Here is an 18,605-nt window from a genome sequence, read left to right on the forward strand (position 1 = left end):
GCGGCAATTGGCCAATCGGGCAAAGTGCGCGATTATCGTTCATAGTCGTGCGATTATCGAACGCTTTCCGGGTTTGCACTAGGCGGCGCGACGATATCCCGATCGGCCAGGGTGTGCCGCCGTGAACGATCTGGTTAAAATCTGCAGCATAGAAAACTCGCCCGTTCGGGGCGGATGCCCGGTCGCCACATCGATCGCGCAAGCCGCCCGCGCCGGGCGCCATCCCCATCGACCGCATGCCCCCGGAGACTGGAATGCCCGGCAATTCCCACCCCCTGTCCAGCGATACGCCGCCCGTTGCCGATTCGGCCGCCAATCCGCTTGGGATGGCCGGCCTCGAATTCGTCGAATTCGCGGCGCCCGTGCCGGAAGCGCTCGCGCAACGCTTCGAGCAGTTCGGGTTCAAGGCGATCGCGCGGCATGTCAGCAAGAACGTCACGCTGTACCGGCAAGGGCAGATGCATTTCCTGATCAACGCCGAGCCCGATTCGTTCGCCGCGCGCTACGCGGAGGAATACGGGATGGGCGTCTGCGCGATTGGGCTGCGCGTGGCGAATGCCCGGCGCGCGTTCGAGCGCGCGATCCAGCTCGGCGCGTGGGCGTTCGAAGGCGAAAAGGTCGGTGTCGGCGAGTTGAAGATCCCCGCGATCCAGGGCATCGGCGATTCGCACCTGTATTTCGTCGACCGCTGGCGCGGGCGGGACGGACAGCGCGGCGGGGTCGGCGATATCTCGATCTTCGACATCGATTTCAGGCCGATCGACATCGCGACCGCGCATACCGATCTCGATTGCGCGGGCGTCGGCCTGCAGCAGGTCGACCACTTCACGCAAACAGTCGGCGCAGGCCGCATGCAGGAGTGGCTGGATTTCTACCACGACCTGCTGCATTTTCGCGAGATCCACCAGATCGACGCGCACTGGCACGTGTCGGAGGAATCGCGCGTGATGGTGTCGCCGTGCGGCGCGGTGCGGATTCCGGTCTACGAGGAAGGCACGCGGCGCACCGAGCTGATGCACGCGTATCTGCCCGACCATCCGGGCGAGGGCGTCCAGCACGTCGCATTGTCGACTGACGACATCCTGTCATGCGTCGATGCGCTGCGCGCGAACGGCGTCGAATTCATCGAGCCGCCCGCACGCTATTACGACGACGTCGATGCGCGGCTGCCCGGGCATGGCGTCGATCTCGACGCACTGCGCCGCCGCGCGGTGCTGGTCGACGGCGAGATCGGCAGCGACGGCGTGCCGCGCCTGTTCTTCCAGACCTTCGTCAAGCGCCGGCCCGGCGAGATCTTCTTCGAGATCGTGCAGCGCAAGGGGCACCACGGGTTCGGGGAAGGGAACCTCGCGGCGCTCGCCCGCGCGCGCGACGCGGGCTGAACGGCTCGCGGCGCTCGTCAAACCTCACGCGGCACCTCCCGCCCCGAGCTTGCGGCTCTGGCGACGCATGCCGTCGAAGATCGCGTCCGCCACATCCGCCGGAAAATCCGCCGGAATCTGCGCGGCGACTTCGGCAATCGCAGGCTCCGTGCGCGCGGCGACGGCCGCCATCGCGGCGCGCACGTCGTCTTCGGTCAGGCCGACGCGCCGGCCCTGCGCGATCCAGTGACGCGGCTGGATCTCGCCGATCACGTAGTGCCGGTTCTTTCCGCACACGGCCATCGCGAGCCGCGCGCGGCGCGGCGGCAACTGGTTGCGGCGCGTGCCGATGATCGGATGCGCGGACAGCACGTCGTACAGCGGCGTGCTGCGGTACGTATTGCCGGGCAGGTGCGCAATGCTGAAGTTCTTCGCGTGGCCGTCGATCGCCGCCAGCACCCAGAACACGAGCTGCGCGACGAAGAAATTCGTCCTGTCGTGCGCGGCGTCGGTCGAATTCGCGAGGATGCCCATGATCGTCTCGATGCCGGGGCCGCCGTCGGATTCGTATTTCGCGCCGGACGGCGTGCCGGTCGCCTGGCACATGTCCTCCTGCGGCAGCCGCAGGATCCACGTGCCGTCGCGCGAAGGACGCCGATCGAAGCGCTCGACGATCAGCGCCTTCTGGTCGCCGAACCGGCCGATCTCGCACGGCGCGACCGGCAGGCCGTAAGCGGCGACGAGCTTCGAGCACAGCCATTCGTTTTCGACGGACGTCCGCATGTCGGCCTGCATGTTCCCGACGCGCCCGAGCGGCAGCTTGAAGATGTGCGTCGTCGGCGTGCTGCCCGATGGCCGCAACCAGCGATTTCCCTGACGCAGCAACGCGGTTTTTTCCTGCGCGCCGGCGATCGACAGGCGCAGGTCGCCGTCCGGCTCCGCGCGGCCGGGCAGCGGAGCGGCGGTCGCGTGGCGCAGCACGTCGGCGACGGCTGCGTCGTCGAGCGCCACGCCGTCGATCGTCTCGAGGTCGACGGGCATTTCGCCGGGCGGCAGCATCTGGATCGCGCCGACGCAATCCCGGCCGATCGACGCGAGCAGTTCGAACGGCGCCGTCGATCCGAGCCGGTAACGCTGCGCGATGCGGCGGCGGATCGGCTCGCTGTCCGGCAGCAGGTTGTCGAAGTAGTCGGCGACGATCGCGCCCTGGTGCGGCTGGTTGCCGGGCGTGAAGGGCAGCGACAGCGACAGCGGCCGCCCCTGGGGATCGTCGAGCCATCCCGGCAGGTAGACGAGGCGCTCGACGCCGCGCCGGATTTCCCAGTAGCCGACCGGAATGCCGTTCATCCACAGGTCGAGCCGGTCGTGGCGGCCGCGCGGCGCCATCGTCACCAGTCCTCCCGTTTCGAGCCCCGTGGCTTGCCCGGCGCTGCTGTCGCCGGCCGCTTGCGCGCGGCGCCGGTGGTCGTGGTTTTGGTTTGAGCTTTTGCTGCCGTTGCGCCGCGCGCCGGGTCCGTCATGCGCTTTTTCGCGGCCGGCTTGCGAGCCGCCGGCCGTGCAGCGGTACTGGCATCGGTACTGGCTGGTCCCGCCGATTCATCCTGCGCGCCCAGGTCGAGCGTCATCCGAACGCCGAGCGTGTTCAGCACCTTGAAAAGCCGTTCGATGCTCACCGCCGACGGATTGGCTTCGAGCTGCGCATAGGATTGCTGCGTGACGCCCAGGCGGGCGGCCAATTGAGCCTGCGTGAGCCCCGCGGATTTCCGGAAGCCGACGAGTATCGGGCGCAACTGGGTCAGAGTCTGGACAGGAAAGGCCATCGGGTGCTCCGCAGGATGACAGGCGATCGTTTGTAATCTGAAAATACAGTCTATGGCATGTATTGTCAAAATACAAACCCGAGGCTGTATTTCACAAAAACAAACTATAACCTGTTATGCGAAAACCCGAGCAACCCTCGTGGCGGCGGGTGCCGTGCACGATGGCCACCGACGTCATCTCCTCGATCCAGCGGGGTCTGCACCATGAGGCGCGGCGTCGATCCAATCCCGCCATCTCTCTGCTCGGCGCGAGCGAACCGATCTCGCATTCCGGCGCCTACAACGCCTGGCTGCCGATGGAGCGTGACGCTGCCAATCGTGTCGCATCCGTCGCTGCAGCGATGGGTATCAAGTTGACCCCGCCGGAATCCATGATGGTGAACCCGGAAGATCGGGCGAGCGGGATTCGACTTTGCCTCGGCGGCCCGTCGTTCGAAGATCTGCCAGAAGCACTGACGCTTCTGGCAGGGCTGCTGAAGCAGCGCGCTTGACGCCACCGGACGAGCACCGTAGGTGATTAGCGGCTCTTTGGTCTGGCGGTTACAAAACCGTGCAAACGATCTGCTTCGATTCCACGCGCCATGCCCCGCTTGATCATCTCGACATTATAGAAATAATGTCAAATCAACAGACCACAAGAATTGGATATCCAACGGTTTACGTTATATTATCTACGAAATTTCCGACAAAACCCGCCATGTCCGATCTCGCTGCCGACGAACCCCGCCTGACCGCCGAAATCGAGCGTCTCAAGGCCGACTTCCCGAAAACCCGCGAGCTGTACCGCGAGGCCTGCGCGCTGCTGTTCTTCCGCTTCGGCATCACGCCCACCGCGAACCGCCTGTACCAGCTCGTCCGCAAGGGCAGCATGAGCACGCCGACGGCCGTCCTCGGCGAGTTCTGGGCCGAGTTGCGGGAAAAGAGTCGCGTGCGGATCGAACATCCCGACCTGCCGGCCGATCTGCAGGCGGCAGCCGGCGAGCTGGTCGCGGCGTTGTGGAATCGGTCGAGCACCGACGCGGCCGCCGCGCTCGACGCACTGCGTGCGGAAGTCGAAGCCGAACGAACGGCGGCGAAAGCGGAAGTCGCGACGCTGCAGGCCGAGCTGGCCCGCACCGAAACCGCACTCGAGCAACGCACGGCCGCACTGCTGGCCGCGCAGGTGCGCATCCAGGAACTGGAACAGGCGAGGGCGGCCGACGACGCATCGCGGCGCGCGCTGCAAGCGGAGATCGAGCGCTTGAAGGCAGACAACGCGGAAGGCGACCGCGCACTCGCGCAGGCGCGCGCGGATTTCACGACCCAGCTCGACCGGCTGCGCGACGACGCGAGCCGGGCCGAGGAACGCTTGCGCGCATCGGAGAAGCGGGCGCTTCAGGAGATCGATCGCGAACGGCTCGCCGCCGCGCGGCTGCAAAAGGAACTCGACGCGACGGCATCGCGCGCCGAACAGCGCGATGCGCAGCAGCGGAAGGATGTCGCCGCGCTGCAGGCGCAACTCGGCGATGCGCTGCATCGATGCGGGGTGCTTCAGGGGCAGCTCGACGGCGCGCGGGCGACCGACGCGGCGCGCGTCAAGGAGCTCGATGCGCTGCGGCGCGAGATGACGGTGCTCGCACGGCGAGCACCGGTGCGCGGCGTGAAGACTGCACCCGCCGAACAGCGAAGCGAGCGGCGGGCGCGCACAAGAAAGCGCGCCGACGAAACGTCGCGCTGACGGCGAAACCGAAACCGCAAGCGCGCGTCAGCCGATGGCGACGCACGCCCGAAGCAGGCAAGCGGGCAGACGAGACACCATGCACGCGAACGCCCGCCCACCCGCCCATCCGGATCAGCTCGACACATACCGCGACGGCAGCGGCGGAGCATCCGCCGGAATCGTGACCAGCGACGTATTCAGCCAGCCTTGCGGCGTGCCGTTCGACTGCGCATAGGCACCGACGTACGGCATCATCCGCGTCGTCTGGTAGACCTGCGGCGTCCAGCCGGCCGGCGCGAGGAAGATCGACGTCGCGCGCTTCTCGCTATACGCGGACGCCCCGTACGTCGAGATGTTCCACAGCGTCTGCTGATACGTCGCGTAGTCTGCGTTGTGACGCGACCCGCCGGCCTGCCAGCCTTCGAGCTGGATGAACGTGTTGTACGTGCCGGCGCCCGCGAGCAGGTTGTTCACCGTGCGCCCATACAGGAACGACAGGATCAGGCCGCAGTTCGCCGGCGCAAAATCGCTGCCGACGCTCAGGTAATAGCGGCCGGTCGTGTTCACGACCGACGCGTAGTGCGAGTTGCCGATATCCGTCGACGTCGTCAGCCCGCTCGCACCCATGAAGCTGTCGAACGCCTGCATCGTGACGCCCGCCGGCAGGTCGCTCGCCGCGCTGATCGCGACGATATGCGAACCGGCCGCCAGCAGCGTCAGGAACGCGGACAGCGTGCCCGCGATCCAGTTGCCTTGCGCATCGACGAACGGAAACGCGCGATAGCCCGTCAGTGCGAACACCGCCGGATCGGAGCCGGCCTGCCACGCGATCTGCGGCACCCACATCGTCAGCGGTCCGGCGCTCGATGCGCCGGACACGTACTGCTTCAGCGCATCGATGAGTTGCGCATCGGCGCCGGGCAGCACCGTATACGACGCGCTGTCCTGCCAGCGCTGCACCCATTGCGCAACGAAGCCCGCGAGCTGACCGCCGGTGAAATCGGCGGGCGGCACGTAGCCGAGCGGGCCCGTGCCCTGATACGCGGACTGGATTACCGCGGCTGTGCGCACGTTGCCGCCGAACATGCTGTTAGCGAAATCCTGGCAGTTGTTGGCCGGCGGCGTCGCGAGCTGCGCGAGCGGGACGACCCATGCGCCGTTCGCGGTCGCGACACCGCGATACAGGTTGAGATTCGCGACCGAGTCGTGACCGGGAAACGTGGCGGCGTCGGCGCCCGACACGTAGCCGGCCGACGGCGTCACGCTGACGGTGGTCGGTTGCGATCCGAACGGATGTGTGTACGAAATCGCAAACGACGCGTCGCCGCCGGCGAGGCCGAACGATCCGGTGCAATCGCCCCAGCTGTTCGACGCGCTCACGGCGGTCGATTGTCCGGTTGCGACCAGCGCTTGCGACGCCTGCGGCAGCGAGCCGCTCTGGCTCGCCGCGTTGCCGTACGCGAGCGTCGTCGACGGGATCGCATTGACGATGTTGATCGTGATCGAGCGGTCGGCGATGCCGTAGCTGCGCGCGGACGTGTCGGCGGCGCCGTTGGCGGCGAACGACGACGCAGACGTCGTGTTGCCGTCGCCGCCGCACGCGGCCAGCGTACCGACGAGCGGCGACAGGGTCAGCGCGGCGCCGCGCTGGATGAAGCGCCGGCGGTTCGGCGCGGTCGGGCGTTCGGGTTTCGAAGCGGTCATGGGCGTTCCTGGTCGCGAGTTCGGGAAGAGGCAACGACGGTCCGGCGCATTGCACACGTGTGCAATACCGGCCGCAGCTTCGCGAACACCGGCACATGCGCCGCGCGTATTTATGCGGGAAATCGATGAAACGCCCGCGACGAAACCGAGTCGTTCGTGTGACGCCGCGCACGCGCGGGCAGGGAGGAACGCCGGCCGCCGCGGGAGGGCATTGGGCGCCCGCCCGGGATCGGGTAAAGTGCCGCTCAATCGGCCGGCTCGACGTTGCTAGACGACCGGTCTAATCGTTGCTACCATACGCCATCATGAATGCATCTTCAGGCGCGGAAGTCCGCCAGCACATCCTGAACATCGCGAAGCCGATCATGCTCCACAAGGGGTTCTCGGCGGTCGGTCTGAACGAGATTCTCGCCGCGGCGGGCATCCCGAAGGGCTCGTTCTACCATTACTTCGGCTCGAAAGAGGCATTCGGCGAAGCGCTGCTCGAATCGTATTTCGAAGGCTATCTCGCGCATCTCGACAACCTGCTCAAGCATCAGGCCGGCACGGGCGCCGAGCGCCTGATGACGTATTGGGGCAACTGGCTGCACACGCAATGCGCGGACGATCCGGAAGGCAAGTGCCTCGCGGTGAAGCTCGGCGCGGAAGTGTCGGACCTGTCGGAAGCGATGCGCGCGGTGCTGCGGCGTGGCACGAGCCAGATCATCGAGCGGCTCGCGGGCGGCATCGAGGCAGGGCTGGCCGATGGCTCGCTGAGGGCGGTCGACGATCCGCCGCACACGGCCGCGATCCTTTACGAGCTGTGGCTGGGCGCAACGCTGCTGGAAAAGATTCATCGCAACCGCAAACCGCTCGAAAGGGCGATGGCCGAAACGCGGCGCATGCTGAACCTGCCGCCGGCCGCGCATGACGGAGCGCAGTCGTAACCTGGGCGCGCATCGGCGCGCCTTGTTTTTGCCCTGATTCTAGACGACTGGTCTACTTACACACGCATGACGAACGCATCGCTCCGCGTTACGCTGTCCCGATTGTTCCAACCGCACGCATGCAACCCCGCCGGCCCAACCGCCGACGCTGCCACGCGTGCGCGCCTTCTGCTGGTCCATCCCTGATCCGACCGTGCCCACGAGGCACGTTTCTTCCTGTTGACGGAGGCTCATATGCCGCAAAGCAAGACCGCAAACCGCCAGATCATCCTGACTTCGCGCCCGGCCGGCGCACCGACGCCGGGCAACTTCCGCACCGATTCCGGCGACGTGCCGACGCCCGGTGCCGGCCAGGTGCTGCTGCGCACGGTCTGGTTGTCGCTCGATCCGTACATGCGCGGCCGGATGAGCGACGCGCCGTCCTATGCCGCGCCGGTCGAACTCGGCGACGTGATGGTCGGCGGCACGATCAGCCGCGTCGTGTCGTCGAACCTGCCCGCGTTCCGCGAAGGCGATCTGGTCGTCGCAGGCGCCGGCTGGCAGGACTATGCGCTGTCCGACGGCCGCGACCTGATTCCGCTCGGCCGCGACTTCGCGCATCCGTCGTACGCGCTCGGCGTACTCGGCATGCCGGGCTTCACCGCTTATACGGGGCTGCTGAAGATCGGCGAACCGAAGGCCGGCGAAACCGTGGTCGTCGCGGCGGCCAGCGGCGCGGTCGGCTCGGTCGTCGGCCAGATCGCGAAGCTGAAGGGCTGCCGCGTGATCGGCGTCGCGGGCGGCGCCGACAAGTGCGCGTTCGTGACTGACACGCTCGGCTTCGACGCGTGCGTCGACCACCGCGATCCGGCGTTTGCCGCGAAGCTGAAGGAAGCGTGCCCGAACGGCATCGACGTCTATTTCGAGAACGTCGGCGGCGCGGTGTTCGACGCGGTGTGGCCGCTGCTCAACGATCATGCGCGCGTGCCGGTGTGCGGAATCATTGCGCATTACAACGACGCGGCATACGACGACACCGCGGTGTCGAGCGGCCGTGATCGCGTGCCGGCGCTGATGGGTGCGATCTTGCGCAAGCGTATCCGCGTGCAGGGTTTCATCATCCTCGATCACTATGCGACCGGCTATGCGCCGTTCCTGAAGGAGATGAGCGAATGGGTCGCGCAGGGCAAGGTGAAGACGCGGGAAGATGTCGTCCCCGACCTGGCCGACGCACCCGAAGCGCTGATCGGCCTGCTGGCCGGCAAGAACTTTGGCAAGGTCGTCGTGCGCGTGGGCCCGGACGAACTGGCCTGATGCCGCGGCACGGCAACACAAACACACCAAGGTTGCACGCTGGCGTCGCGCGACGCCGGCTTGTGGCATGCTCGATTCCGTTTCGAAAGGAGTGAAAAGATGGCGCTTCACGTGATTGCTTCGCTGTTCCTGAAACCCGAACACGCGCAGGCCGCCGAGGCCGAGCTGCGCAGCATGGTCGTCAAGACGCGCGCCGAACCGGGCAACCGGCGCTACGACCTGTTCCGCGAGCAAGACGGCTCGCCGAACCTGCACCTGTACGAGATCTACGACGACCAGGCCGCATTCGACGCGCACCTCGCCAGCCCGTATTTCGGCGAATTCCGCACGAAGTCGGCCGACTGGTTCACGGCACCGCCGGTCATCAAGGTGCTGTCGGGCATCGACGTGGCCGAGTAACGACGCAGGACCACCGCCGCGGCTCGTCCCCATCCGGGCCGCGCGGCACCCGTCGCGCACCGCGCGACGGCGATGACGACGGCACCGCGCGGCGCGCCACGCGCGCCGCTTCCCCAATACACCGGCCCCGGAGGCTGAATGGTCACCCTCAACATCAACGGCGAGACCCGTACGGTCGACGCCCCCGACGACATGCCCTTGCTCTGGGTGCTGCGCGACGTCGTCGGCCTCACCGGCACGAAGTTCGGCTGCGGGATCGCGCAATGCGGCGCGTGCACCGTGCATCTCGACGGGGTCGCCGCGCGCTCGTGCGTGCTGCCGGTCGCGGCCGTCGCGGGCCGCAGGATCACGACGATCGAGGCCGTCGGCGCGACGCCGGCCGGCCACAAGGTGCAGCAGGCGTGGCGCGAGCTCGACGTCGTCCAGTGCGGCTACTGCCAGTCGGGGCAGGTGATGGCGGCCACCGCGCTGATCGCATCGAACCCGAACCCGAGCGACGCCGACATCGACGCGGCAATGGCCGGCAACATCTGCCGCTGCGGCACGTACAACCGGATTCGCGCGGCGGTCAAGCAGGCCGCGAAGGGAGCCTGAGATGAAACAGCCCCCACGTTCACTTTGTTCACTGTCCCCCGAGGGGACGGTCGGCCCCCTTGAGGCTGCTCTGCGGAGGCTGACATGTCGCGAGGACTGATCGAAGCCGGCAAGGTCGCCGGGCAAACGGCAGGCGCCGGTGTGTCGCGCCGCGGGTTTCTCAAGTTCGGCATGACGCTCGGCGCGGCGGCGGGCGGCGGCTTGCTGCTCGGCTTCAGCCTGCCGGCGGCAGGCGACGATACGCGCCGTTCGGTAATCGGCGGCGATGCCGACGAAACCGCGCGCGCGGGCGTGTTCGCGCCGAACGCGTTCGTGCAGATCGACCGCAGCGGCAAGGTTACGCTGGTGATGCCGAAGGTCGAGATGGGGCAAGGCGTCTATACGGCGCTGCCGATGCTGATCGCCGAGGAACTCGAAGTGCCGCTGTCGAGCGTGACGCTCGATCATGCGCCGCCGAACGAGAAGCTGTTCCTCGATCCGCTGCTCGGCGGCCAGCTCACCGGCGGCTCGACGTCGGTGCGTTACGCATGGGAACCGCTGCGCCGCGCTGGCGCAACCGCGCGTACGCTGCTGGTCGCGGCGGCCGCGAAGCAATGGAATGTCGATCCGGCATCGTGTCGTGCAGCGAACGGCGAAGTGCAGCACCCGCCGAGCGGCCGGCGTGCGTCGTACGGCCAGTTGGTCGACGCCGCGGCGAAGCTGCCGGTGCCGAAGGACGTCGCGCTGAAGAAGCCTGAGGATTTCAAGCTGATCGGCACGCCCGCGAAGCGGCTCGATTCGCCGGAGAAGGTCGACGGCACCGCGCAGTTCGGGCTCGACGTGCGCTTGCCCGGCATGCTGTATGCGGTGATCGTGAACAGCCCGGTGTTCGGGGGCACGGTCGCAAGCGTCGACGACACCGCCGCGAAGAAGATTCCCGGCGTGCGCCAGGTCGTGCGCGCGGACAACGCGGTCGCGGTGGTCGGCGATCACACGTGGGCCGCGAAGCGCGGCGCGTCGGCGCTCGTCGTGAAGTGGAACGAAGGCACGGGCGCGAAGGTGTCGATGAAGGACATCGTTGCCGATCTCGCGCAGGCCGCGGCGAACGGCAAGGGCGCGGTCGCACGCAAGGACGGCGACGTCGGCAAGGCCTTCGCGAACGCGAAGACGCGCATCGACGCCGTCTACGAACAGCCGTTCCTTGCGCACGCGACGATGGAACCGGTGAACTGCACGGTGCACGTGCGCAGCGACGGCTGCGAGATCTGGGTCGGCACGCAGGTGCCGACGCGCGCGGTCGACACCGTGCAGCGGCTCACGAGCTTTCCGCCGGAGAAGATCGTCGTGCACAACCACCTGCTCGGCGGCGGCTTCGGCCGGCGCCTCGAAACGGACATGATCGGCCAGGCGGTGAAGATCGCCAAACAGGTCGGCGCGCCCGTGAAGGTGATCTGGACGCGCGAGGAGGATATTCAGCACGACATGTACCGGCCGTACTACTACGACCGGATTTCGGCCGGCCTCGACGCGAACGGCAAACCGGTCGCGTGGCAGCACCGGATCGTCGGCTCGTCGATCCTCGCGCGCTTCGCGCCGCCCGCGTTCAAGGACGGCGTCGATCCCGACGCGGTCGAGGTCGCAACCGACCTGCCGTACGACCTGCCGAACCAGTTGATCGACTACGTGCGGCAAGAGCCGCGCCACGTGCCGACCGCGTTCTGGCGCGGCGTCGGGCCGACGCGCAGCACCTTCGTCGTCGAGAGTTTCATCGACGAGCTGGCCGCGCAAACCAAGACCGACCCCGTGCAATACCGCCGCGCGCTGCTCGGCAAGACGCCGCGCGCACGCAACGTGCTCGACGTCGCAACGAGGGCGGCCGGCTGGGGCCCTGCGCTGCCGAAGGGGCAAGGGCGCGGCGTGTCGGTGATGCACGCGTTCGGCAGCTTCTTCTCGATCGTCATCGACGTCGCGGTGGACGACGGCGACGTGCAGGTCAAGCGCGTCGTGTGCGCGGTGGACTGCGGGATGTCCGTCAACCCGAACACGATCGAGGCGCAGGTGCAGGGCGGCATCATTTTCGGGATCACGGGCGCGCTGTACGGCGAGATCACGATCGAGGACGGCCGCGTCGTACAGAGCAACTTCACCGACTACCGGATGCTGCGGATCAACGAGACGCCGCCGATCGAGGTCCACCTGGTGAAGAGCGGCGAAGCGCCGGGCGGGATCGGCGAACCGGGCACGGCCGCGACCGCGGCGGCGCTGTCGAACGCGATCTTCGCGGCAACCGGCAAGCGGCTGCGCAAGCTGCCGGTCGGCAACCAGTTGAAGACGGCCTGAGGGGAGGAAACGAACATGCGAAACCTCACCCTGAACACGTTGCATGGCACCTCGAACGCGCTCGGCGCATCGCTGTTCGCGCTGTCCGCGCTGCTGGCCGGCACGGCCGCGCATGCCGCGCAGACGGCGCCGGCCGACAGCGCGCTCGTCGCGCGCGGCGCCTATCTCGCGAAAGCCGGCGACTGCGTCGCGTGCCATACGGCGCCGCGCGGCACGCCGTTCGCGGGCGGCCTGAAAATGGTCACGCCGATGGGCGCGATCTACACGACCAACATCACGCCCGATCCGGACACCGGCATCGGCGGCTATACGGAAGCCGAGTTTGCCGGCGCGCTGCGCGCGGGCGTCGCGAAGGACGGCCACCGCCTGTATCCGGCGATGCCGTATCCGTCGTACGCGAAGCTGAAGGACGACGACGTGAAGGCGCTGTACGCGTACTTCATGCACGGCGTCGAGCCGGTGAAACAGCCGAACCGGCCGTCCGACATCCCGTGGCCGCTCAACATGCGCTGGCCGCTCGCGTTGTGGAACGCGGTGTTCCTCGATACGACGCCGTATGCCGACAAGCCGGCCAAGGATGCGGCGTGGAACCGCGGCGCGTATCTCGTGCAGGGGCTCGGGCACTGCGGGTCGTGCCACACGCCGCGTGGCGTCGGCTTCCAGGAGAAGGCGCTCGACGAAGGCGGCGCGGCGTTCCTGTCGGGCGCGCCGATCGACAACTGGTTCGCGTCGAACCTGACCGGCGAGCACAACACGGGGCTTGGCCGCTGGAACGAGGCCGACGTCGCGCAGTTCCTGAAGACCGGCGCGAACCGGCACGCGACCGCGTTCGGCTCGATGGTGAGCGTGATCAACCACAGCACGCAGGCGCTGAACGACGACGATCTGGTCGCGATTTCCCGCTATCTGAAATCGCTGCCGGCCGCGGGCGGCACGGGTGCGCCGCCGTACAGCTATGATCCGAAGCCGACGCAGGTGGTGCTGGGCCGGCCGGCAGCCGATCCGGGCGCGAAGGTGTATAACGCTTACTGCCTGCATTGCCACGGCGCGGACGGGCGCGGTTACGCGCCGCTGCTCGCGCCGCTCGCCGGCAATCCTAACGTGCTCGAAACCGATGCATCGTCGCTGATCAACGTGACGCTGAACGGCAGCGACACGCTCGTGATCGACGGCGTGCCTTCCGCCTATCCGATGCCGGCGTTCTCGAACCAGTTGAACGACCGGCAGATCGCCGACGTGCTGACGTTCATGCGCGCCGGCTGGAACAACGGCGCGCCGGCCGTGCAGGCGGCGGACGTCGCGAAACTCCGCAAGGCGACGGCGGCCGCGCACTGAGCGCGGCCCCATGCGGAACGACGGCAGGCCGGCGTGCCTGCCGTCTACATCGCCGGGTGGTGGTCAGCCCTGGCGGCTTTGCTCTTTCTGTCAACCGGCGCGCGGCCGTGAACGGCAGCGCGCGTTTTATCGACGCAATGTAGGGGTGTCTGGATGGCTAACGTGACTTATACGGATACGCAGCTGCTGATCGACGGCGAGTGGGTCGACGCCGCGAGCGGCAAGACGATCGACGTCGTGAACCCGGCGACCGGCAACGCGATCGGCAAGGTGGCCCACGCGGGCATCGCCGATCTCGACCGTGCACTCGCCGCCGCGCAACGCGGCTTCGAAACGTGGCGCAAGGTGCCCGCGCACGAACGCGCGGCGACGATGCGCAAGGCGGCCGCGCTGGTGCGCGAGCGCGCCGACGCGATCGCTCGGTTGATGACGCAGGAACAGGGCAAGCCGCTCACCGAGGCACGCGTCGAAGTGCTGTCGGCGGCCGACATCATCGAATGGTTCGCGGACGAAGGCCGCCGCGTGTATGGCCGGATCGTGCCGCCGCGCAACCTCGGCGCGCAGCAGACGGTCGTCAAGGAGCCGGTCGGCCCGGTCGCGGCGTTCACGCCGTGGAATTTCCCGGTCAACCAGGTCGTGCGCAAGCTGAGCGCCGCGCTCGCGACCGGCTGCTCGTTCCTCGTGAAGGCGCCGGAGGAAACCCCCGCATCGCCGGCCGCGCTGCTGCGCGCGTTCGTCGACGCAGGCGTGCCGGCCGGGGTGATCGGCCTCGTGTACGGCGATCCGGCTGAAATCTCGTCGTACCTGATCCCGCACCCGGTGATCCGCAAGGTCACGTTCACGGGTTCGACGCCGGTCGGCAAGCAGCTCGCCGCGCTCGCGGGCCAGCACATGAAGCGCGCGACGATGGAGCTGGGCGGGCACGCCCCGGTGATCGTCGCCGAGGATGCCGACGTCGCGCTCGCGGTGAAGGCCGCCGGCGGCGCGAAGTTCCGCAACGCGGGGCAGGTGTGCATCTCGCCGACGCGCTTCCTCGTGCACAACAGCATCCGCGACGAATTCACGCGCGCGCTGGTCAAGCACGCCGAAGGGCTGAAGATCGGCAACGGCCTGGAGGAAGGCACGACGCTCGGTGCACTCGCGAACCCGCGCCGCCTGACCGCAATGGCGTCGGTGGTCGAGAACGCGCGCAAGGTCGGCGCGAGCATCGAAACGGGCGGCGAGCGGATCGGCTCGGCAGGCAACTTCTTCGCACCGACCGTGATCGCGAACGTGCCGCTCGAAGCCGACGTGTTCAACAACGAGCCGTTCGGCCCGGTCGCGGCGATCCGCGGCTTCGACAAGCTCGAGGATGCGATCGCGGAAGCGAACCGTCTGCCGTTCGGGCTGGCCGGCTACGCGTTCACGCGTTCGTTCGCGAACGTGCACCTGCTCACGCAGCGCCTCGAAGTCGGGATGCTGTGGATCAACCAGCCGGCGACGCCGTGGCCGGAAATGCCGTTCGGCGGCGTGAAGGACTCGGGCTACGGGTCGGAAGGCGGGCCGGAAGCGCTCGAGCCGTACCTCGTCACGAAGTCGGTGACGGTGATGGCCGTCTGACGGTCGATCGTCAGCATGCGCGCCGCCGTTCGTGCGGCGCGCGTGAGCGGCGCAGGTCGGGTATCGTGCCCGGTCTGCGCCGTTTTTTCTTTGTTTTCACATTTCCATGATGTGGCGATTCACGATTCACAGCGTCGGCGAAGACAATCCCGCGTTCAGTCCCGCGTCGCGACCAGCGCCGCGGTCTGGCCCAGCCAGTCGGCCGGATCGCCGCGATGATAGATCTGCTCCGACGGCTCGATATTGTCGATGAAGCGCTGGTAGATCACCGCCCGCCTGGCCGTCGCGATCGGTGCAAGCAGGGCAGCGGCACGCACCGGGTCGCTGCCGGGCAGCTTCGCCAGCCATTCGCGATTCCAGTGATCCTTGATCGCCGCCGCGTAGTCGCGCGGAACCGCGTCGAGAAACGCGGACTGGTCGAGCAGCGGGTGGCCGATTCCGCTGTCGCCCCAATCCAGCAGCGTGAGTTCCGATCGCGTGCCGCGAAAATTGCCGGGATGGCAGTCGCCATGAACCAGCGTATTCGGCAATCCGCATGCGTCGATCGCGGCGAATCGCGCTGCAAGGCCGCTCACGAAATGCCGTAGCGACGCCCGTTCGGCGCGCGACAGTTCTTCGCCGGTCCGTTCGACGACGTCGGCGATATCGGCGGCCAGACCCGCGCCGCGCCAGTCGGGTAATCGCATCGCGTGCAATTCGTCGATGCGGCCGAACCACGACGCCTGGATGTCGACCAGCAGCGTCACCATGTCGAGCAGTTGCGGCAGCGCTGCGTCGAACAGGTCGGCGCCGGGGATCTCCGCGATCAGGATGCGTCCGCATTCGTCGTGCCCCAGCAGCGTCGGCACGCGCCGGCCGGCCAGCGCCGTGATGACGCGGCCCTCGTGACCGAGAAAGGGCGGCACCACTTTCAGCCAGGCCGATTGCGCCCCGATCGGGATACGCCAGACGCTGGAGAGATTCCAGGTTCGAACCTGCACGGGATTGGCGCTAGGCGACAGGCCGTGACCGGCAAGCACGCGCGCCGCCCAGCCGAGGTCGGCCGCGGGGCCGCCCGGCCGCGCGTAACTTCGGCGCAGCGAATGGGGCTCGATGTTTCCTGTCCAGGATTCGGCCGCAACCGGTTTCGCAATCTCGGCCAGATAGGTGACTTCGCCGCCGGGCGCCCGGTCGCGAGCGGTTTCCAACAGGCGCAGGATCGTCACGTCGACGCCATGGCGTTCGCGCGCGGCACGCACGACCGACTCGACTTCCTGCCACCACGGGACGGCGACAGGCATCGGCGGCAGGCAACCGACCACCGCGCCATCCGGCGTCACCAGCACCAGCCGCGCGACGCGCGGCGGCGGTGCCGCTGGATCGAGGATCCCCGTCATCGTGCTCATTTCGCTCCTGACCGGCGTCGATTGACTGTGCAGGGCGAGCGTATCCCAATTCGCGAATGCGCCGCTACGGGGGTTACGCGGTGACGAGAGTCAGTGCCGGCCGCTGCCGCGATAGCTTTCCACTTCCGCGTCGTACGCCGCGAGAAACGCCTTGCCGAACACTGACGCGAAATCGTCCTCGATCGCGAACACCGTATCGCGATGGGTCGCCGCGTAGCGATCCCACATCCGCGCCTTGTACAGCGCGGGCACGTGTTTTTCGTACCAGCGCATCGCGTCGCCGCGTTCGCGCAGCCGTTGCGGCGAGAAGCGCGTCAGCAGGTCCATCAGCGCGGCGCGCATGCCGGCGACCATGCCGATCTGGTGTGCGTGCAGATCCTGGAACGCATCGCTGACCGCGCTCTGCGGCGACATGAAGCCCGGCAGCGGCAGCCCGAACATCTGCCGCAGCACCGCGCCGCCGTCCGGCAGCAGCTTCAGCGGATTGTTCTCGCGATCGAGCAGCATCGTCATGTGCGCCTTCACCTCGCGCTTCAGGATACTGCGCGACGACAGCAGTTCGACCGTGCCGTTCGCGAACAGTGCAAGCAGCTGGCCCGCGATATAGAGCTGCTCGGCCGACCACTGATGAGATTCGGCAGCCGTATCGAGCCCCGCGCCTTCGAAGAATGCGTTCAGCAGTTCGTCGGGTGTCGGCGGCGCCGGTTCGTGCACGACATGCGGCACCGGTGCGTCGGCCGGCCGCGCATCGGCGCGCGCGGCCGCCGGCTGCACGCGCACGTGCTGCGTCCACTCGGGCGCGTGGTCGGCCTGTGTCGCGGACGACGCTGCGCGATCCGCATTGCCGCGATCGGCCGACGGCGCCGTGCCCGACGCGCCGATATCGCCGGACGGCTGCGTAAACAGGTCGAGCGGATCGGTCGATAGCTGATTCAGGTCGCGCTGCGACGGTGTGAACGGCCCGGCCTGCTGCGCGGCACGGTTCGCCGGCTGCCCTGCGTCCGCGCGTGCCGGACCACCCGGCCTGGTGCCGTCATCCGCCGCCTTGCCGCGCGGGACGAGACGATCCTGGAGTAACCCCCACAGCCGGTTGCCGGCGCCTTTCGTGTCGACGCGCGAAGGCGAGGGCGAAGGTTGCGACGATACGGCTGCCTCCGGCGCGCCGGTATCGGGCGCCATGTCGATGACCGGCGCGTCGGCGCCATCGTCGCGCTCCGCCCGCAGCACGTACGGCCCGATGCGGATGATGTCGCCGGTATTGAGCGGGCGTTCCTGCGCATAACCGACCGGCTCGCGATTCACCTCGATCGTCGACACGCTGCTCAGGTTCTTCAGCAGGCACGCGTCGTCGCCGACCTGCAGCAGCGCCTGCAGCCGCGAAATCTGCCGCGTGTCGTCGCGCAGCACCAGATGGTTGTCGCTGGCCCGGCCGATGGTGCCGCCCGGCGGGTGAAACACGACGGCGTCGTAGGAGTCGTTTTCGACCGGTTCGCCGGCATGTTCGATCACGATCAGTTGCATGTCATACGTCGCTCGGTGGATGAAGCGCTCGCGTGGAAACCGGTTCGTTCAGGATGACGACACATGTCTGCGGCGCGCGAATTCGAACGCGGGCCCCCAGACCGGATGCCCCTTCTCGGCGGGGGACAGGTCGAAGCGCGGGTTGAGATCGAGAACCTTCGAGAACTCGGCGCGGCACTGCGTGACGCGGTTCGTCACGCAATAGCTGAACGCGAGGAGCTTGTGCGCGGCGACCTGCGTGTCGGTGTCGGCGCCGTCGATCTCCTTCGCGTGGTTCAGCAGCGCGATCGTGCGCCCGTAGTCGCCGGCGGCGTACGAGGCGCGCGCGCTGTCGACCGTTGCATGCGCGGCCGACTGGGTCGGGGACGTGCTGCACCCGCCGGCCCCCAGCAACCACGCGCCGAGGAAAAGAACGAGCGATGAACGGCCTTTCATTTTTGAAATTAAGATTTGGTGTAATTGGAAGGTGACACACAAGCGCTGTTGGATTCTAGTGCCAATCATCGGCGTCGACATTGCTGTTACGTTTTGTTTCAACTGTCCGATCCGATTCCATTTTAATCTGAAAATAGACTACGAATTTCAGAGCTTGTTAATCCAGAAAAACGACCTATAGTTCGCTGTGTTTTTCGGATTCGTCAGTTGTTTGG

The 18,605-nt window shown here is 67.5% G+C and carries 16 protein-coding genes; 10 read left to right on the forward strand and 6 right to left on the reverse strand.

The genetic code is table 11. The features are described from left to right. The first annotated feature begins 254 nt into the window (after nucleotides 1-254). Nucleotides 255-1,382 carry a 4-hydroxyphenylpyruvate dioxygenase family protein gene (locus OEJ37_RS20160; protein WP_263345216.1) on the forward strand — a complete coding sequence of 376 codons (1,128 nt, stop codon included), beginning with the start codon at nucleotides 255-257 and terminating at the stop codon, nucleotides 1,380-1,382. A 24-nt stretch (nucleotides 1,383-1,406) separates the two neighbouring features. Here the strand turns inward: OEJ37_RS20160 and OEJ37_RS20165 are convergent, their stop codons facing one another. Next, nucleotides 1,407-2,747, reverse strand: a complete 1,341-nt coding sequence (locus tag OEJ37_RS20165) for a type II toxin-antitoxin system HipA family toxin (protein ID WP_263345217.1) — start codon at nucleotides 2,745-2,747, stop codon at nucleotides 1,407-1,409. 2 nt (nucleotides 2,748-2,749) lie between these two features. Beyond that, the gene (locus OEJ37_RS20170; RefSeq protein ID WP_263345219.1) at nucleotides 2,750-3,181 is read right to left on the reverse strand and encodes a helix-turn-helix domain-containing protein; all 432 of its coding nucleotides are present in this window, start codon (nucleotides 3,179-3,181) and stop codon (nucleotides 2,750-2,752) included. Nucleotides 3,182-3,342: 161 nt separating this feature from the next. Between OEJ37_RS20170 and OEJ37_RS20175 the strand changes: the two genes are divergently transcribed. Both OEJ37_RS20175 and OEJ37_RS20180 read left to right on the forward strand, forming a co-directional pair. Further along, a complete protein-coding gene (locus OEJ37_RS20175; RefSeq protein WP_244130667.1) occupies nucleotides 3,343-3,672 on the forward strand; it encodes a hypothetical protein in 330 nt (109 codons plus the stop codon). A 206-nt stretch (nucleotides 3,673-3,878) separates the two neighbouring features. Beyond that, nucleotides 3,879-4,898 carry a DNA-binding protein gene (locus tag OEJ37_RS20180; protein ID WP_174418091.1) on the forward strand — a complete coding sequence of 340 codons (1,020 nt, stop codon included), beginning with the start codon at nucleotides 3,879-3,881 and terminating at the stop codon, nucleotides 4,896-4,898. A gap of 114 nt (nucleotides 4,899-5,012) precedes the next feature. On the opposite strand, the gene OEJ37_RS20185 is transcribed toward OEJ37_RS20180, so the two are convergent. Next, nucleotides 5,013-6,584, reverse strand: coding sequence for a hypothetical protein (locus tag OEJ37_RS20185; protein ID WP_263345221.1), 1,572 nt, complete (start codon nucleotides 6,582-6,584; stop codon nucleotides 5,013-5,015). 305 nt (nucleotides 6,585-6,889) lie between these two features. Here OEJ37_RS20185 and OEJ37_RS20190 point away from each other — a divergent pair, with 305 nt between their 5' ends. The 7 genes from OEJ37_RS20190 to OEJ37_RS20220 all read left to right on the forward strand — a co-directional run bounded on the left by OEJ37_RS20190 (nucleotide 6,890) and on the right by OEJ37_RS20220 (nucleotide 15,049). Next, nucleotides 6,890-7,510, forward strand: coding sequence for a TetR/AcrR family transcriptional regulator (locus OEJ37_RS20190; protein ID WP_263345222.1), 621 nt, complete (start codon nucleotides 6,890-6,892; stop codon nucleotides 7,508-7,510). A gap of 234 nt (nucleotides 7,511-7,744) precedes the next feature. Further along, nucleotides 7,745-8,803, forward strand: coding sequence for an NADP-dependent oxidoreductase (locus tag OEJ37_RS20195; protein ID WP_263345223.1), 1,059 nt, complete (start codon nucleotides 7,745-7,747; stop codon nucleotides 8,801-8,803). A gap of 99 nt (nucleotides 8,804-8,902) precedes the next feature. Next, on the forward strand, nucleotides 8,903-9,202 hold the full coding sequence (locus OEJ37_RS20200; RefSeq protein ID WP_174418095.1) for a putative quinol monooxygenase: 300 nt from the start codon (nucleotides 8,903-8,905) through the stop codon (nucleotides 9,200-9,202). 138 nt (nucleotides 9,203-9,340) lie between these two features. Next, nucleotides 9,341-9,796, forward strand: a complete 456-nt coding sequence (locus OEJ37_RS20205) for a (2Fe-2S)-binding protein (protein WP_131948378.1) — start codon at nucleotides 9,341-9,343, stop codon at nucleotides 9,794-9,796. An 84-nt stretch (nucleotides 9,797-9,880) separates the two neighbouring features. After that, entirely contained in the window at nucleotides 9,881-12,115 is a 2,235-nt protein-coding gene (locus OEJ37_RS20210; protein ID WP_263345225.1) for a xanthine dehydrogenase family protein molybdopterin-binding subunit, read from the forward strand. A 15-nt stretch (nucleotides 12,116-12,130) separates the two neighbouring features. Continuing rightward, nucleotides 12,131-13,450, forward strand: a complete 1,320-nt coding sequence (locus OEJ37_RS20215; RefSeq protein ID WP_263345226.1) for a c-type cytochrome — start codon at nucleotides 12,131-12,133, stop codon at nucleotides 13,448-13,450. A gap of 153 nt (nucleotides 13,451-13,603) precedes the next feature. Further along, a complete protein-coding gene (locus OEJ37_RS20220) occupies nucleotides 13,604-15,049 on the forward strand; it encodes an NAD-dependent succinate-semialdehyde dehydrogenase (protein WP_175917989.1) in 1,446 nt (481 codons plus the stop codon). Nucleotides 15,050-15,204: 155 nt separating this feature from the next. Here OEJ37_RS20220 and OEJ37_RS20225 read toward each other — a convergent pair whose 3' ends face one another. From OEJ37_RS20225 to OEJ37_RS20235, 3 genes are all read right to left on the reverse strand, one after another. Beyond that, the gene (locus OEJ37_RS20225) at nucleotides 15,205-16,254 is read right to left on the reverse strand and encodes a phosphotransferase family protein (protein WP_263345227.1); all 1,050 of its coding nucleotides are present in this window, start codon (nucleotides 16,252-16,254) and stop codon (nucleotides 15,205-15,207) included. 270 nt (nucleotides 16,255-16,524) lie between these two features. Further along, nucleotides 16,525-17,955 carry a type VI secretion system-associated FHA domain protein TagH gene (gene tagH / locus OEJ37_RS20230; protein WP_263345228.1) on the reverse strand — a complete coding sequence of 477 codons (1,431 nt, stop codon included), beginning with the start codon at nucleotides 17,953-17,955 and terminating at the stop codon, nucleotides 16,525-16,527. A gap of 48 nt (nucleotides 17,956-18,003) precedes the next feature. Then, nucleotides 18,004-18,390 (reverse strand): TssQ family T6SS-associated lipoprotein, encoded by a 387-nt coding sequence (locus OEJ37_RS20235; RefSeq protein ID WP_175942306.1) that lies wholly within the window; start codon nucleotides 18,388-18,390, stop codon nucleotides 18,004-18,006. Between the last annotated feature and the right edge of the window lie 215 nt (nucleotides 18,391-18,605).

Source organism: Burkholderia sp. BKH01 (genome assembly GCF_025685725.1).
Lineage (GTDB): Bacteria > Pseudomonadota > Gammaproteobacteria > Burkholderiales > Burkholderiaceae > Burkholderia > Burkholderia pyrrocinia_C.